Below are 15,788 nucleotides of genomic sequence, written 5' to 3' on the forward strand. Positions count from 1 at the left end.
GCCCCACCGCCTCCAGCCGCTGCGACTGACGCAAACGCTCCTCCAGCGCCAAGCGCTCGGTGACCTCCCGGTGAACACAGAGGATCGAGCGGGGCTTTCCTTCACCGTCGCGCACCAGGATCCAATCGGAATCGACCACCAGCGGGTCACCGTCGCCGCGGCGCTGCTGGAAGCGGCCCTTCCACTGCCCGGTGCTGAGCACCGCCCGATGCGCCTCCTGGAAACTGGCGGCATCGGCGTCGACCAGCTCGACGACAGCTTCGCCGGCCGCGGCGCGCCCCCAGGACGGGGCCCAGCCATACATGTTCCGGGCACTTCGGTTCGCGTAGAGGATCGCGCCATCCAGCCCGCGCACGAGGATGCCGTCCTGCACAAGATCGAGCAGGGCCGCCTGCTGCTCCATCTGCACCTGCTGACGCCTGCGCTCCGTGACGTCGCGTTGCACGGCAACGGCATGGGTGACCAGGCCGGAATCATCGGCGATGGGCACCACGTCCAGCTCCACCCAGGTATCCCGCCCCCCCTGGATCAGGTGGATCAGCTCGGCGCGCAGCGGGCGCCCCTGTTCGATCGCCGCCCGGATCCGGCCGGGTCCGATGCGCGGGGCACCGCCGCCCCCGCCGTCCTCGGCCAGCTTGAGGAAAGCGTCGTTCGCGAAGACGATGCGCGGCCCGGGGAGACCAGGGGCAGCTGCTTTCGTCGGATCAAGCGATCCGCCGGGAAGCGTCGGATCGGGCGATCCGCCGGGAAGCGTCGGATCAAGCGATCCGCCGGGAAGGACCGACTCCGTGATCAGGATGGCGTCGTCCAGCCGTGCGACGCAGGCCTCCAGCAGCCGCAGCCGCTCCTGCTCCTGCCGCCTTTGCGTGATGTCGTGCAGCGTGACCGTCAGCCCGCCGTCAGAGGGAAAGGCGCGCACCTCCAGCCAGGTCGCGGCGCGCTCCAGGAACAGTTCGAACTCCACGGGCTTCGGCTCGGCCGAGGCTATGCGGAGCTGCGCGCCGAATGCCCCCCCGTCCTCGAACCCGGCATGGTTCCAGATGGGGCGGCCCATCAGGCTGCCCTCGCCGCCCTGCAGCACCTCCCGCGCGCGCTGGTTGGCGTAGGTGATGTGGAACTCGCCATCCAGCATCAGGAAAGCGTCGGCGATGCTGCCGACGCGCGCGGCCAGCCGCTCGCCCAGGCGGCGGGTCGCCTCCTCAACCGCGCGGCGCCCGGAGACGTCCTGCACGGCGCCGCCGACGGAGGCGATGTATCCCGCCTCGTCCCGCTCCGCCTCCCCGGCGATGCGAACCCAGGTGCAGCCGCCGCGTGCGGTCAGCAGCCGGACCTCCAAGTCGAAGGCGGCGCCCTCGCGAAGGCAGGCGCGCAGCTTCGCGAAAAGCCGGCGGCGCCAGGCCGGCGCAACAAAGGCCAGCGCCTCCCTCACGGGCGAGGCATGCCCCACCGGCAGGTCCAGGATCGCGCAGGCCTGGTTGGACCAGGTGACGGCCGACACGCCCACCGGCACTTCCCACCCGCCGAGGCGCGCGGTCTGACCGGCCATGCGTTGCAGCTTCAAAGCCTTGGTGAGCGCGAGGCGGTTGGTCTCGCGCTCGGTGACGTCCTCCACCATGGCGATGAAGCCCTGCACCCGACCGCCCGGCCCGCGCCGGGCGGAGATGCTGATCCGCACCCAGAGGAATGCGCCGCCACGCCCCTGGAAGCGCCGCTCCACCACCACCCCCTGCCTGCCGGCCTCGCGCACCTCCTCGGCCAGGCTGCGCCAGCCCGGCTGGTGCCGCACGAGGTCGAGCGACAGGAAGTCGGTGCCCACGAGGTCCCGCTCGCTGCGGCCCAGCATCGCGCAGAAAGCCGGGTTGCCCTCACGGATCAGCCAGTCGGCGTCTGTTCCGACGATCCCGACCGCCGCGTGCTGGAAGATCGCGTGAAAGGTGTTGGCGGTGCGCAGCACGTCCTCCTGCGCGGAAGGCAGCAGGTGCCGCTGCCCGGATGCGTCGACCACCGCATCCACCTCCCCGCGGGTCAGCTCCGCCAGGCGCTGCTGCGCCTGCACCATGGTGCGGATGAGCCCCGCAACCTCTTCGCCGTCAACCGTATCCGCCATGTCTGGCATCATCGCGCGGATTCTCGCGGAAAGGGTGCGGAAAAAGGCGCGCGAAGATCGTCGCAGCCATCCAAGCCACGGACGGCGCGACGCAGCCCGGAGAGGAACAGGACAAAGGGTCGCGTCCAATCCATCGCGCCATCCGCCACCGCCCGATCCCGCAACTCGGGCAGGCCCGGAGCTGGCCCAACCGAGGGGTCGAGCGTGGGCGGGGAAGCCCTGGAAGGCTGCGCGAGCAGCGGCGCGGGCGCCGCGGGCGGGACGAGCAAGCCGCGCCGTCCGACGCAGCGCCGAACCGGCCCGGCGATGTCGCACCAGTGGCCGTCCGGCTCCTCCGGACCGGCAGAGGCGACAGGATCGGCCATGTCTGGGAACCCCGCTGATGGCCGTCGGACGGCGCTGCGGCCCCGGACGATCCCTCCGCGGCGCATCCGCGCGCCGCGCGTCCCCACTACGAGCGAGGCAAGCAGGACGGCCAACCAGCTTTTGTGCGGAGATGTGTGAAGGCAGCCCAGCCCGCGCACAATGCCCGACATGCCGCCCGCGACACTCGGGCCACGCCACATCGGTTCACCGAGGCCGGGACGTGTCAGGCATCGTCGGGCACATGGCAGCGGGCCGGGCACGCTCTTGCCCCGGCTCGGCCGCCGCTCCTGCCTGAGCCGGATGGTGGAGGTGCCTCAGACGCGATCGGCCGTGCGGATCACGTAGTCGCACCGGCCGTTGTTGGCTCCGTCCAGCGCCAGTTCCGGCGCACCGGGCTGCCCCTGGCCGGTCCGCCGGAGAATGCTCTCTCGCGTGACCAGGAACCCGGGCGGCTGCATCACCAGCCGGAACTGCCCTTCGCCCACCGGGTCGAGCCGCGCCGGGACAGTGGGGGCGCAGATCGCGGGTCCACCCCTCGCCAGCTCCGCCGTCAGCGCCCGCGGCACCGGGGGCACCCCCGGCAAGGCAATGACCAGCGATCCCGAGGGCAGGAGCGGCGCGCGGCGCGGGATGTCGGACATGGCGGAGGGCGGCACCTCCTGCGAGCAGGCAGCCAGCCCCGCGATCGCCAGCAGCGGGATCAATCGGCGCATGCGCCCCTTCCTTTCTCGCCAACCCCGGCGCACGGTCGCCCCGACACCCCCCACCGGTGCCGCCCGCTCAGGGCGGGGGAACCTCGCCGGGCACTGCGGCCTCAAGCCGGTATCCTAGGCCGCGCACGGTCTGGATCACCACCCCTGCCCCGGCCTGCCCCAGCCGGGCGCGCAGGCGATGCACATAGACCTCCACCGCATTGGGCTGCACCGCCCGGTCCAGCCCCGCCAGCCGCGCCTCCAGCGTTTCCTTGGCCACCGGGCGCGGCGCGGCGCGAAGCAGCACCTCCAGCAGGGTGCGCTCCCGGGGCGGCGGGTCGAAGGGCGCGTCCGCGACGGTCAGGGCGCGCGACAGCGGGTCGAGCGAGACGGCGCCCAGCACAAGGGGCGCTGCGCCGCGCCCGCCACGGCGCTGGGCTGCGTTCAGCCGTGCGACAAGCTCCACCAGGGAAACCGGCTTCACCATGTAGTCGTCGGCGCCGAGGTCCAGCCCCTCCACCACCTCGGCCACTTCGCCGCGCGCCGTCATCATCAGCACCGGCGGCGCGCCAAGCCGGTGGCGCAGGCGGCGGACCAGGTCGATGCCGTCGCCGTCCGGCAGGCCTCGGTCCAGCACGACGGCATCGTACTCACCCGTCGCCAGGGCGGCCTCCGCCTCCTCCAGGGAACCACCCGTGTCGGCCTGCCAGCCCGCGCGCCGCAGCCCCTCGGCCAGCAGCTGCGCCAGGCGCGCATTGTCCTCCACCAGCAGCACGCGCATCGCGGTCCCTCCGCACGGGCGCGGAGATTGCGTCGGCGCAAGGGCGCGGGCAAGCCACGCCCCGAGACAGGGCGTACCCGGCAGGTCTAGCTTCGCGCGCATGGCCGAACACCCGCCCGCCGAAGCAGACCGCAAGCCGCACAGCCTCGTCGCGCGGCTCGCCGCCGCCTATGCCGTCATCGGCTTCGGCGCCCTGGTGATCGGCGGCCTGATCCTGCACCACACCATCAACCGCGTGGTCTGGACCGAGCACCAGCGCGGCATCCTCGCCTCGGGCAACGACGTGACGGAGCGCCTCGCGGCAGAGGGCCTGGCCGGCCTGTCCAGGCCCATCCGGACGGAAGGTGCGCGCCGCTTCGACACCGCCACCGGCTCCATGCTCTACGCCGTCACCGACGCCGAGGGACGCCGCCTCGCCGCCTCTCCGGGCGTGGAGCAGCAACTCCCGCGGGTCGAGGAGGACGGCAGCATCCCCTCCACCTTCCAGGAGGGACAGGACGGCACGCGGCTCTGGGGCGTGACGCGCTGGGTGGACACGCCGGACGGACGGCTGGCGCTTCAGATCGCCCAAGACATGGAACGGTCCTACATCGTGCTGGACGACGTGCCGGCGGCGGCGCTGGGCCCGATCATGGCGGTGCTGGCGCTCGGCGCCGTGCTGCTCTTCGGCGCCAATCTCGGCCTGCTGATCCTGCTCTCCGCCCCCCTGCGCCGCGCGGCGCGGGAGGCGGAGCGCATCGGCCATGGCGGTCCCACCCGGCTGGAGGAAGGCGAGATCCCGCTGGAGCTGCTTCCCCTGATCCAGGCCGTGAACGGCGCCCTGGACCGCCTGGACGACAGCCTGGAATGGCAGCGCGGCTTCTCGGCAGAGGTCGCGCACGAGCTGCGCACGCCGCTGGCCATCATCCAGGCCGAACTCGACCTGCTCAACGCCGACGAGGTGACCGACCGCCTGCGGCGCGACGTGCAGGAGCTGGCACAGCTCGTGTCCGACCTGCTGGAGGCCGCGGAGGCCGCGCGCGACATGCCCGTGGCCGAGGGCGCCTTCGACCTGGCGGAGCTGGCGGCCGAAACCGCCCGCCGCTTCGCCCCGATGGCGGAGCGGGAGGGCCACGGCCTGATCGCCCCCACCGTCAACAGCCCGGTCTGGGTGCGGGGGGAGCGGGAATCCATCGGCCGGGCGTTGCGGAACCTGATGGACAACGCCCTGTCCCATTCCCCGCCCGGCGGCGCCGTCACGCTTCGCCTGGCCACGCCGCAGGACGGCATGGCGCTGGTGGAGGTGGCCGACCAGGGGCGTGGCGTGCCGGAGGCGGAGCGCAAGAACGTCTTCCGCCGTCACTGGCGCGCGGGCGACGTGCATCGCCGCGGGCTGGGGCTGGGGCTCTCGATCGTGGAAAGGATCGTGCACGCTCACGGCGGCAGGGTGGAGGTGGGCGATGCCCCCGGCGGCGGTGCCGCCTTCGCCCTGCACCTGCCGCTTGCCCCCGCCCTGACCACGCCCGCCGCGGCCACGCCGCCTGGCGGCCTCGTGACCGGATAAGGCGAACGGCGTCCGGCCGATCAGTCCTGGGCGGCGCGGTCGATGAACAGGGCGCCGCCGGTCACGATGCGGGCGTTGCGGTCCAGCCCCTCCGTGACCTGCACCATGCCGTCAGCCTGCAGGCCGGTGCGGACGCGGCGCATGATGAAGCGGTCGTCGCCGAGCGCCTCCCAGAGGGAGGTGTTCGCGCCGCGGTAGATCAGCGCGCCCGCCGGCACCGCCAGGGCATCGCTGCTGTCGCCCACCGCGATGCGGAAGGAGGCGAACATCTCCGGCTTCAGCAGGTGGTCCGGGTCCTGCACGGCGGCGCGGACGGTCAGGCGGCGGGTGGTGGCGTCCAGCGAATTGGCCACGTTCTCGATCCGGGCGTCGAAGCTCCGGCCGGGCAGCGCGTCCACGCTGACCTGCACCGTCTGGCCCACGCGCACCATCGGCGCGTCCATCTCGCGCACGCCCGCCACCAGCCACATCTGGGACAGGTCGGCGATGGTGTAGATCGGGTCCGACCCACCGGCGTTCAGCCACTGGCCCGGGCCGATGCGGCGCTGCACCACCGTGCCGGCCAGCGGCGCGGTGACGGCCACCACGGCGTTGACGTGGCGGGTGCGCTCGATCTCGGCAATGGCGGCGGCGTCGCGCCCGAGCACGCGCAGCCGGTCCCGTGCGGCGGCGAGCGTGGCCTCGGCGGTGCGCTGGTCGGACAGCGCATTGGCCAGGTCGGCCTGCGCCTGCTCCAGGTCGCGACGGGCGGCGGCCTTGGCGGCGAAGAGGTCGCGCTGGCGGGTTTCGTTGCGGCGGAACAGCTCCACCTGGGTGCGCGCCTTTCCGGCCGCGTCCAGCGAGGCCAGCAGGTCGTTGGCCGCCCCGGTCAGGTCGGTGGTCTCGATCTCGAACAGGACGTCTCCGGCCTGCACCTGCTGGCCGGGCTGCGCCAGGGCGCGCACCACGCGGCCGGTGAAGGGCGCGAAAACGGGGGTGGAGCGCTCCTCGTTGAAGGAGATGCGTCCTTCGGCCACGCGCTCGGGCCGGAAGGCGCGGGCCGCCACGGGCTCCACCCGCAGCAGCTTCGACTCGGTGGGGGAAAGCCGAAAGGAGCCGTCCGCCAGGCGCCCGGTGTTGGAAGCCGCCTGGGCCGGGGAGATCACGCCTGGCGCGGCCTGGCCGCCGAGCTCCTTGTAGGCATAGGCGCCGCCGAGCCCGAGCACGGCGATCCCGGCGAGCATCAGGGGCAGGCGGCGGCGCGCGGGCGCCCCGGAGGCAGGTGCGGGGGGCAAGGGGCTGGCGGAGTCGAGGGTCTTGGCGTCAAGCGGCGTGATGGCGGCAGCCTCGGCGAGCTGAGGGGGGGTCAGCATGTTCATGGCCAGCACCTGCTTTCGAACAAGGAGCGGGGCGAGCGCCCCCGGCATTCCGTGGCTGCGCTTATGCGCCCCCAGGCTTACAAGCCGCTTACACCCCCATTTTCAGGCTTCCGGTCCAGGCGCGGAAGCCTCAGATCAGGCTCGCCGGAGCCTCCGAGGCCTCGAGTTCCATCCAGCCCTGCGCCATCATCCCCCACTTCGGGAGCCGCCGCCTTGCGTCACCTCGTCGCCCAGTCTCTCGAGCGCCGGCCGCTCGTGCTGCTGTTCTTCGTCGTCTTCATGGTGGTGGGCGTGCTGGGCTTCCGCCAGCTCAACATCGAGGCTTACCCGGACCCGGTGCCCCCCACCGTGGTCATCATCACCCAGAACGCGGGCCAGAACGCCGAGGAGGTGGAGCGCACCATCACCATCCCGATCGAGGTGGCGATGTCGGGCCTGCCCAACCTGACCACGCTGCGCTCCACTAGCCTCTTCGGCCTGTCCGACGTGCGCGTGCAGTTCAACTTCAACTACACCTACGACGAAGCGGTGCAGCAGGTGCTGAACCGCCTCGGCCAGCTCGGCGGCCTGCCCAACGGCGCCCAGCCCGGCATCTCCCCGGCCTCGCCCATCGGCGAGATCCTGCGCTACCGCTTGGTCGGCCCCCCCGGATTTCCGCTGGAGGACCTGAAGACCCTGCAGGAATGGGTGCTGGACCGCCGCTTCAAGCGCGTGCCGGGCGTGATCGACGTGACCTCCTTCGGCGGCATCTCCAAGACCTACGCGGTGCAGGTCGATCTCGGCCGGCTGAACGCCTACGGGCTTTCCCTGCCGGCGGTGGTGGAGGCGATCCGCAACGGCTCGGTGAACGTGGGCGCGGGCACGCTCAACGTCGGGCCGCAGTCGGTCGTGGTGCAGGGCATCGGCCTGATCCACTCGCTCGATGATATCCGCAACGTCGTGCTCGGCAGCCAGGGCGGCAATCCCGTCCTCGTCTCGGACGTGGCGACGGTGGGCGTGGGCAACCTGCCCCGCCTGGGCGTGGCGGGCCATGAGAACGACGACGACGTGATGCTCGGCACCATCCTGATGCGCCGCGGCGAGCAGACCCTGCCCACCATCCACGGCGTGCAGGCCGAGGTGAAGCGCATCAACGAGGGCGGCATCCTGCCGCCGGGCGTGCGGATCGTCCCCCTCTACGACCGCGAGGACCTGGTGAACACGACCACCGTGAAGGTGGTCCACAACATCCTGGAGGGCGTGGCCCTCATCCTCATCATTCAATGGCTGTTCCTGGGCGACCTGCGGGGCGCGGCGGTGATCGCCGCCACCATCCCCTTCGCCTTCTTCTTCGCGGTGCTGATGATGATGGCGCGCGGCGAGAGCGCGAACCTGCTCTCCCTCGGCGCGCTGGACTTCGGCCTGCTGGTGGATGCCACCGTGATCATGGTGGAGAACATCTTCCGCCACCTGCACCTGGCCCGCCACCACCTGCCGCCGGGCGCCAAGCCCCGCCCCGTGCCGATGACCGTGCTCAAGGCCGCGAGCGAGGTGGACAACGCCATCCTCTTCTCGATCATGATCATCATCGCGGCCTTCATTCCGCTCTTCGCGATGGGCGGCATCGAGGGGCGCATCTTCGGCCCCATGGCCAAGACCTACGCCTACGCCATCGGCGGCGCGCTGCTGGCCACCTTCACCATCACCCCGGCACTCGCCGCCACCTTCTTCAAGCCGGACACGGAGGAGAAGGACACCTTCGCGGTGAAGGGCATCCGCTGGGCCTATACCCGCCTGTTCCATGGCGGCATGCGCCGGCGCGGGCTCACCATGCTGCTGGCCGGCGCCATGCTGGTGGGCAGCGTCGGCGTCATGACGCGGCTCGGCGCCGAGTTCCTGCCGACGCTGGAGGAGGGCAGCATCTGGCTGCGCGCCACCATGCCCTCGACCATCAGCCTGGAGGAAGGCAGCCCGACCGCCAACCAAATCCGCCGCATCCTGATGGAGTTCCCGGAGGTCATCACCGTCACCTCCCAGCAGGGCCGGCCGGACGATGGCACGGACAGCGCCGGCTTCTTCAACGCCGAGTTCTTCGTCCCGCTCGTGGCCCAGGAGAAGTGGACCACGGCGCATGACCGCGACGGGCTGGTCGCCGCCATCGGCCAGCGGCTGGACGAAGCCTTCGCCGGGGTGGAGTTCTCCTTCTCCCAGGCGATCTCGGACAACGTCCAGGAGGCCGCATCGGGCGTGAAGGGCGCCAACGCCGTGAAGGTGATCGGGCCCGAGCCCGAGGTCGCCTCGCGCGTCGCGGACGCGATCCGGCGGGAAATGTCCCAGGTCCAGGGCATCGCCGACCTCGGCGTGCTGCTCAGCGTCGGCCAGCAGACCCTTTCCGTCACCGTGGACCGCGCCAAGGCCGCGCGGTTGGGGCTGACGGTCAGCGACGTGAACACCGCGATCTCCGCCGCCGTCGGCGGGCAGGAGGCGGGCGCCTTCTACGAGCCGGGCGGCGACCGCAACTTCCCCATCGTGGTCCGCCTTTCCTCCCGCTTCCGCGACGGCATGGACGCGATCGGCCGCGTGCCGGTCGGCGCCAATGCCGTGCTGCGGGACGTGGCGAAGATCGAGATGGTCTCCGGCGCCTCCTACATCTACCGCGAGAACTCCGCCCGCTACGTCCCCGTCCGCTTCTCCGTGCGCGGCCGCGACCCGGCCAGCGCGGTGCAGGAATCGCAGGAGCGCGTGGCGCGCAACGTGCAGCTTCCCCAGGGCTACCGCCTGGAATGGGTGGGCGAGTTCAAGAACCTCCAGCAGGCGGTGGCCCGGCTGATGGTGGTGGTGCCCATCGCCCTCGCGATCATCGCGGTGCTGCTCTACATCGCCTTCGGGCGGCTGCGGGAAACACTGATGGTCTTCGCGCTGCTGCCGCTCTCCATCTCGGGCGGCGTGCTGGCCCTCGCGGGCGCGGGGCTGAACTTCTCCGTGCCGGCGGCCATCGGCTTCCTGGCCCTGCTGGGCATCACGGTGATGGAGGCGATCATCTTCCTGTCCTACTTCAACCAGTTGCGCGAGCAGGAAGGCCTGTCCTGGACGCCTGCGCTGACCCGCGCCGGCTTTGACCGGCTGCGCCCGGTGATGATGACCTGCTTCGCCTCTTTCTGCGGGCTGCTGCCCATGGCCCTGGCCCATGGCATCGGCGCGGATGTCACCAAGCCGCTGGCGATCGTGGTGGTGGGCGGCATCGGCCTCGTGCCGGTCTTCATCCTCGTGGTGCTGCCCGTCGCGGTGGACCTCACCGGCCGCCGCCGGGCGGAGCGGGAGGAGCGCATCGAGATGGCCGCCGCCTCCCGCGCCGCCGCGGCCGAATAGTTCATCCCCTTCCCTCGCCCATCGCGAAGACCCGATCCGATGCACCGCCCGCACATCCGCTCGCTCGCCCACCTCCTGCTGGCGGGCTGCGCGCTCGCGCCCCTGCTCGGCGCCCCCGCCGGGGCGCAGGACGCACCGGCCCCGGCCCTGGCCCCGTCGCCCGCGGCCAATCCGGCGCCGGTGCCCCGCCCGGCGCGTGCCCCGCGGCCGGCGGCGGCTGCCCCCCTGCCCATCCGCGCGCCCGTGCTGACCCTGGCCGAGGCCGAGGCGCAGCTCGTGGACCGCAACCTGGCCGTTCTCGCCGCCCGGCGCGGCGTGGACATCGCGCAGGCGCAGCGGCTGGTGGCCAATACCCGTCCGGCCGGCAGCATCGGCTATGGCCAGACCACGGCGCAGGTGAACGAGGGCGGGCGCTTTCGCAGCTACAGCGGGGAGCGCTACGTCTCGCCGCTCAACAACGCCTCCCTGAACCTCAGCTTCACCATCGAGCGCGGCGGCAAGCGGGAGCTGCGGACCCGCCTGGCCGACGAGCAGATCAGCGTCGCCGAGGCCCAGCTCCTGGACGCGCTGCGCGGCCAGATCTTCACCCTGCGCCAGTTCTTCGTGCAGGCGTTGCAGGCACGGGCCAACCTCCAGGTGGCGCTGGCCAACCGCAGCAGCCTGAACGGCACGGAGGGCCTGCTTTCCCGCCAGGTACGGGAAGGCGCCATCCCGGAATCCGACCTGCTGCGCTTCCAGGCCAGCCGCCTTCCCTTCGAGCAGGACGTGGCCGGTGCCGCGCAGTCCTACGCCGCCGCGGCCGCCCAGGTGGCGGCCCTGCTGGGGGTGGACGCCACCCGCACGCCCGAGGCCGCCGCGCGCAACGCGGGGCGCGACCCCGTGCCCTCGATCCTGGCGGGCATGCCCTTCGACCTGCGCGGCCGCTTCGAGGAAACGGCGCCGCTGGACCTGACGCGGGAAACGCTGGCCAGCGCCCTGCCCAACCGCCCGGACGTTCTGGCCGCCTCCCGCGGGGTGAACGCGGCCGACGCGAACGCGCGCCTGGCCGAGGCCGGGCGCTCGCGCGACGTGTCGGTGAACGGCAGCCTGACCCGCACGGAGCTCAGCCAGGATCTCCCCAACGCCAACCGCCCCCTGCGCGCCAACGACACGCTGGGGATCGGCCTTTCCATCCCGATCTTCACCAGCCGCCTGACGGAAGGGAACATCGCCGTCGCCAATGCCCAGCGCGGGCAGGCCCAGGCCCAGGCCCAAGCCGCGCTGGCGAATGCGCAAGCCGACCTCGCCACCGCCTGGGCCGCCTATGTGCAGGCGCGTTCCCTGCTGGACCTGACCACCGGCGCCGCGCTGCGGCGGGCGGAGGAAGCCTATCGCTCCACCGAGGCCGCCTATGCCGCCGGCGGCCGTACGCTGCTGGACACGCTGGACGCGCTCCGCACCCTGAACGCCACGCGCGTGGCCGGGAACGCGGCCCGCGCCGCCTACCTCAACGCGCTCGCCGGGCTGGAACTGGCCAGCGGCATCGGCGGCATCGCGCCCCGGCTCTGATCCCGCTGGCACACGCGTTGCGATGCCCCGGGGCGTCCGCAACGCCCATCGGGGAAGCAGGGAATGTCCAGGATCACCGCCGCCGCCATGCTGGGGCTGCTCGCCCTGGCCACCCCCGCCGCCGATGCGCGCGAATACATCAAGGATGCCCGCCCCCAAGAGCGCGCCTATTCCCTCGGCGTGGTGACGGAGGGCGGGAAGATCGTCTGGCTCGCCGGCCAGACGGCGACCGTGGACGACAGCGGCGCGTCGCTTGCCGGCAACTTCGACGGCCAGGCGCGGCAGGTCTTCCGCCTGCTCGGCCGCACGATCGAGCGCGCCGGCGGCAAGCTCGGCGACATGGTGCAGATGACGGTCTTCATCACCGACGCCCGCAACGGCGACCGGCTGACCCAGATCCGGCGCGAGATCTTCGGCGACAACTTCGCGGGTAGCGCGCTGATCACCATCTCCGCCCTGGCCAACCTCGCCGCCCAGATCGAGATCCAGGGCTTCGCGGTGGTGGGCGACCGCTGAGGCCGCCCGCCTAGCCTTCCGCCGCCAGCATCGCCGCGTCGATCTGCTGGAGAAGCTGGGGGAAGTCCACGGGCTTGGGGTGGTAGTCGTTGCACCCCGCCTCCAGCATCCGGTCGCGGTCGCCCGACATCGCGTGCGCGGTCAGCGCGATGATCGGAATGCCGGCCGTGTCAGGATCGGACCGCAGTGTCCGCGCGGCGGTCCAGCCATCCATCACCGGCAGGTTCATGTCCATCAGCACGACGTCCGGCCGCTCCGCGCGCGCGATGTCCACGCCCTGCTGCCCGTCATGGGCCAGCACCACGTCGAAGCCGCGCCGGCGCAGCCGTCGGGACAGGAAATCCCAGAGCTCCTCGTGGTCCTCCACGAGCAGGATCTTCGTCATCGTGCGGCAGCCTCCGTCTGAGGCTGCAACGGGGCGGGCTGCCCCGGGTTCCCTGCCGCGGCGGCGCTTCCTGTTCCAGCAGGCGGAGCATTCCCGGCGGCCCGCGCCGCAGCGATGCGCCGCAGCTCCGACAACAGGGCATCCGGCGGCTCGTCATCCGCGGGCAGCACCCGGCGCACCTGGTTGCGCAGGGCCTCCAGTTCCGCCGGCGGCACCTCCCCGCCGGTCAGGGCGATCACCTGCAGGTGCCGGAGGTCCTCGCGCGCGCGCAGACCATGAACGAGCCGCAGCCCCTCGCCCTCCGGTCCCGGCACGGCCACCAGCACCAGCCCCACGGGTGCCGCCGCCGCGTCGGCGGTGGTAAGCCGCGCCAGCGCCTGATCGGGACCGCCCGCCTCCTCCACGGACCAGCCCTCGCTTTCCAGCAGGCGCCGCAGGTCGGCACGCGGTTCGGACTCGGCCTCCACCACCAGGGCCACGCCCGGGGCGCGGTAGCGGTCCAGCACGGTGCGCAGGCGGTGCCACTGCACGGGCTTGATCAGGTAGTCCGCGGCGCCGAGCGAAACCGCCAGCGCGCGTTCCTGCACGATGGACACCATCACGACCGGAATCTCCGCCAGCTCCGGATCGGCCTTCAGCGCGGTCAGCACGGACCAGCCGTCCATGCGCGGCATCATCACGTCCAGCAGGATCGCGGTGGGCCGGAGCTGCTTGGCCATGCGCAGCCCCTCGGCGCCGTCATGGGCGCAGCGCACCGCGAAGCCGTCGCGCACCACGAAGCGCGACAGCAGCTCGCGGGAGGCGGGGTCGTCGTCCACCACCAGCACCAGCCCGGCCTGGGTGCGCTCCTCCTCGTCCGGCAGGTCGTAGTCGGCCTCCGGTTCCGGCCCGGTTTCCGTCAGGTCCATGGGAACGCGGATGGTGAAGGTGGTGCCCTCCCCTTCCTTGCTTTCCACGGCGATGTCGCCGCCCAGCAGGGTGCAGAAGGCCTTGGTGATGGAAAGGCCCAGCCCCGTGCCGCCGAAGCGGCGCGTGGTGGAGCTGTCGGCCTGGGTGAAGCGCGTGAACAGGCGGGACAGCTGCTCCGGCGTCATGCCGATGCCGGTGTCGGCCACCCGGAAGGCCACCTCGCGCCGGCCCATGGCGTCCCGCCCCGTTTCGGCGGAAAGCGTGACCCGCCCCTTTTCCGTGAACTTGCTGGCGTTGGAGAGCAGGTTGATCAGGCATTGCCGCAGCTTCACCTGGTCCGAGTGCATGCGCCCGGCCTCGCCGCGCAGCTCCTCGGGCAGCTGGACCTCCAGCGTGTTCTCCTTGGCCGCCATCAGGGCCTGCACGGTGGACACGGTTTCGGAAACCAGCGTCTCGATGCCGAAATCCTCCGCATGGGTTTCCATGCGCCCGGCCTCGATCTTGGAAAGGTCCAGCACGTCGTTGATCAGGGAAAGGAGGTGGCGCGCGTTGGCCCCGATCTTCTGCAGGTCCTTTGTCAGCGCCTCGCCGCCCTCCAGGTCGCCGGCTTCCTCCTCCAGCATCTCGGAATAGCCGATCACGGCGGAAAGCGGCGTGCGCAGCTCATGGCTCATGTTGGCGATGAACTGGCTCTTCGCGCGGTTGGCGTCCTCGGCGGCCTCCCGGGCCAGCGTCGCCTCCTCCTGGGCCTCCCGCAGGTCGGTCGCGTCGGTGTTGGTGCCAAACCATCCGGTGATGGGGCCGGGCGTCCCATTCTCGTCGGGCTCGTCGCGGATCGGCACGGCGCGGCTGAGGAACCAGCGGTACTGGCCGTCCGCGCCGCGCAGGGGAAAGAAATCCTCCCATGGCTCGCCGGACTCGATCGCCGCGCGGAAGCGCTGCTGGACGCGTTCCAGGTGGTCGGGGTGGTGCATGGACACCCAGCCCGACCCCTTCATCTCCTCGAAGCCGGTGCCGGTGAAGTCGTACCAGCGCCGGTTGTACCACTCGATCTGCCCGTCGGCGTCGGTCTGCCAGGCGAGCTGGGGGAGCGAGTTGGCCAGCGTCCGGAAGCGCGCCTCGCTCCGGCGGAGCCGGTCCTCGGCGCGGCGGCGCCGGGTGATGTCCGTGAGGATGATCCCGACCCCCTGTTCCTCTTCCCCCTGGCCGGAGCGGGCCAGGGGAAACAGGGTCGCCAACAGGTAGTGCCGCTCCTCCGGCCGCTCGGGCGGGGCGGTTTCCACCTCCACGTCGGCCTGGGTACGCCCGCCCTCCAGAACCGCCCGCATGCGCGGCTCGATCCGGACACGCACGGCCTCGGGCAGAACGACCATGGTGCCGCTCTCGGGTGCGGGGGACAGGCCCATGGCGCGCTCGCCGATCTCGAACAGAGCGCGGTTGGCGTTCACCACGCGCATGTCGCGCCCGACGAAGCCGAGGCCCACCGGAGCATTGGCCATGACGGCGTCCAGCAAGGCGTTCGCCCTGCGCTCCGCCCGCCGGCGCGTGACGGCATAGGCGCCCAGCAGCGCGCAGGCGAGCAGCGCCGCCCCGACAGAAATGCCCCACAGGAACAAGCCGCGTTCCGTGCTGCGGCTGTTCAATGCCTCCACATGCCGCCTGGCGGCGGCCTGCTGACTGGCGACCTCGGCGCGGATGGCGTCCATGGCCTGCCGGCCCTCGCCTGCCTCCATCATGGCCTGCGCGCGTTCCGCCCCGCTTTCGCGCCGCGCGACGATGGAGCGCTCCGCCAGCGCCTCCCGCAGCGTGATCAGTTCCCGCAGGCGGGTCTCGGCGGGCAGGCCAGCCGGCCCGCGCAGGGCCTCCACGGAAGCCAGGCGCTGCTCCACCGCCACAAGCCCGTCCTTGTAGGGCTCCAGGTACTCCTCCCGGCCGACAAGCAGGAAGCCGCGCTGCCCGGTTTCGATGTCCTTGATGGAGGAAAGCACGCCTTCCAGCCCGATGATCACCTCGTTGCCGGCGGTGATGGCATCGGCGTCACGCCCGTTCAGCAGGGTCCCGACACCACCGGCCAGCACGGCCACGGCCGCGAGCAGGGCGGCCACGGTGGGAAGGCGTGGCCAGAGGTGCCGCGGAGGGACGGAGGCGGATCGGGCGTCGGGCGGGGTTGCGGGATCGGGCACGGAACATCCTTCGTTGCGGCGCCGAGCCTGGCACCCGGGCAGCATGTCCTCG

The 15,788-nt window shown here is 72.0% G+C and carries 11 protein-coding genes; 4 read left to right on the plus strand and 7 right to left on the minus strand.

What is annotated here, in order from left to right; translation table 11 throughout:
- The 4 genes from ACFFIC_RS11380 to ACFFIC_RS11395 all read right to left on the minus strand — a co-directional run.
- A partial coding sequence (locus ACFFIC_RS11380) for a PAS domain-containing protein (protein ID WP_377050314.1) occupies positions 1–2,107 on the minus strand: 2,107 nt, incomplete at its 3' end.
- 8 nt (positions 2,108–2,115) lie between these two features.
- Positions 2,116–2,472, minus strand: a complete 357-nt coding sequence (locus tag ACFFIC_RS11385; protein ID WP_377050316.1) for a hypothetical protein — start codon at positions 2,470–2,472, stop codon at positions 2,116–2,118.
- A gap of 315 nt (positions 2,473–2,787) precedes the next feature.
- Entirely contained in the window at positions 2,788–3,186 is a 399-nt protein-coding gene (locus ACFFIC_RS11390; protein WP_377050318.1) for a hypothetical protein, read from the minus strand.
- 67 nt (positions 3,187–3,253) lie between these two features.
- Positions 3,254–3,946, minus strand: coding sequence for a response regulator transcription factor (locus tag ACFFIC_RS11395; protein WP_377050320.1), 693 nt, complete (start codon positions 3,944–3,946; stop codon positions 3,254–3,256).
- Between the two features lie 100 nt (positions 3,947–4,046).
- Between ACFFIC_RS11395 and ACFFIC_RS11400 the strand changes: the two genes are divergently transcribed.
- On the plus strand, positions 4,047–5,489 hold the full coding sequence (locus ACFFIC_RS11400; RefSeq protein ID WP_377050322.1) for a sensor histidine kinase: 1,443 nt from the start codon (positions 4,047–4,049) through the stop codon (positions 5,487–5,489).
- Between the two features lie 20 nt (positions 5,490–5,509).
- Here the strand turns inward: ACFFIC_RS11400 and ACFFIC_RS11405 are convergent, their stop codons facing one another.
- Positions 5,510–6,847: an efflux RND transporter periplasmic adaptor subunit gene (locus ACFFIC_RS11405; RefSeq protein WP_377050324.1), complete on the minus strand. Its 1,338-nt coding sequence runs from the start codon at positions 6,845–6,847 to the stop codon at positions 5,510–5,512.
- A gap of 213 nt (positions 6,848–7,060) precedes the next feature.
- Between ACFFIC_RS11405 and ACFFIC_RS11410 the strand changes: the two genes are divergently transcribed.
- The 3 genes from ACFFIC_RS11410 to ACFFIC_RS11420 all read left to right on the plus strand — a co-directional run bounded on the left by ACFFIC_RS11410 (position 7,061) and on the right by ACFFIC_RS11420 (position 12,259).
- A complete protein-coding gene (locus ACFFIC_RS11410) occupies positions 7,061–10,195 on the plus strand; it encodes an efflux RND transporter permease subunit (protein ID WP_377050326.1) in 3,135 nt (1,044 codons plus the stop codon).
- Positions 10,196–10,234: 39 nt separating this feature from the next.
- On the plus strand, positions 10,235–11,743 hold the full coding sequence (locus ACFFIC_RS11415; RefSeq protein WP_377050328.1) for a TolC family protein: 1,509 nt from the start codon (positions 10,235–10,237) through the stop codon (positions 11,741–11,743).
- Between the two features lie 63 nt (positions 11,744–11,806).
- Entirely contained in the window at positions 11,807–12,259 is a 453-nt protein-coding gene (locus tag ACFFIC_RS11420) for a RidA family protein (RefSeq protein WP_377050330.1), read from the plus strand.
- A 10-nt stretch (positions 12,260–12,269) separates the two neighbouring features.
- On the opposite strand, the gene ACFFIC_RS11425 is transcribed toward ACFFIC_RS11420, so the two are convergent.
- Entirely contained in the window at positions 12,270–12,644 is a 375-nt protein-coding gene (locus tag ACFFIC_RS11425) for a response regulator (protein WP_377050332.1), read from the minus strand.
- Positions 12,641–15,736 (minus strand): ATP-binding protein, encoded by a 3,096-nt coding sequence (locus ACFFIC_RS11430; protein WP_377050334.1) that lies wholly within the window; start codon positions 15,734–15,736, stop codon positions 12,641–12,643. The genes ACFFIC_RS11425 and ACFFIC_RS11430 overlap by 4 nt, the downstream gene beginning before the upstream one ends.
- Between the last annotated feature and the right edge of the window lie 52 nt (positions 15,737–15,788).

Origin of the sequence: Muricoccus vinaceus, assembly GCF_042433125.1 — a bacterium.
Taxonomy (GTDB): Bacteria; Pseudomonadota; Alphaproteobacteria; order Acetobacterales; family Acetobacteraceae; genus Roseomonas; species Roseomonas vinacea.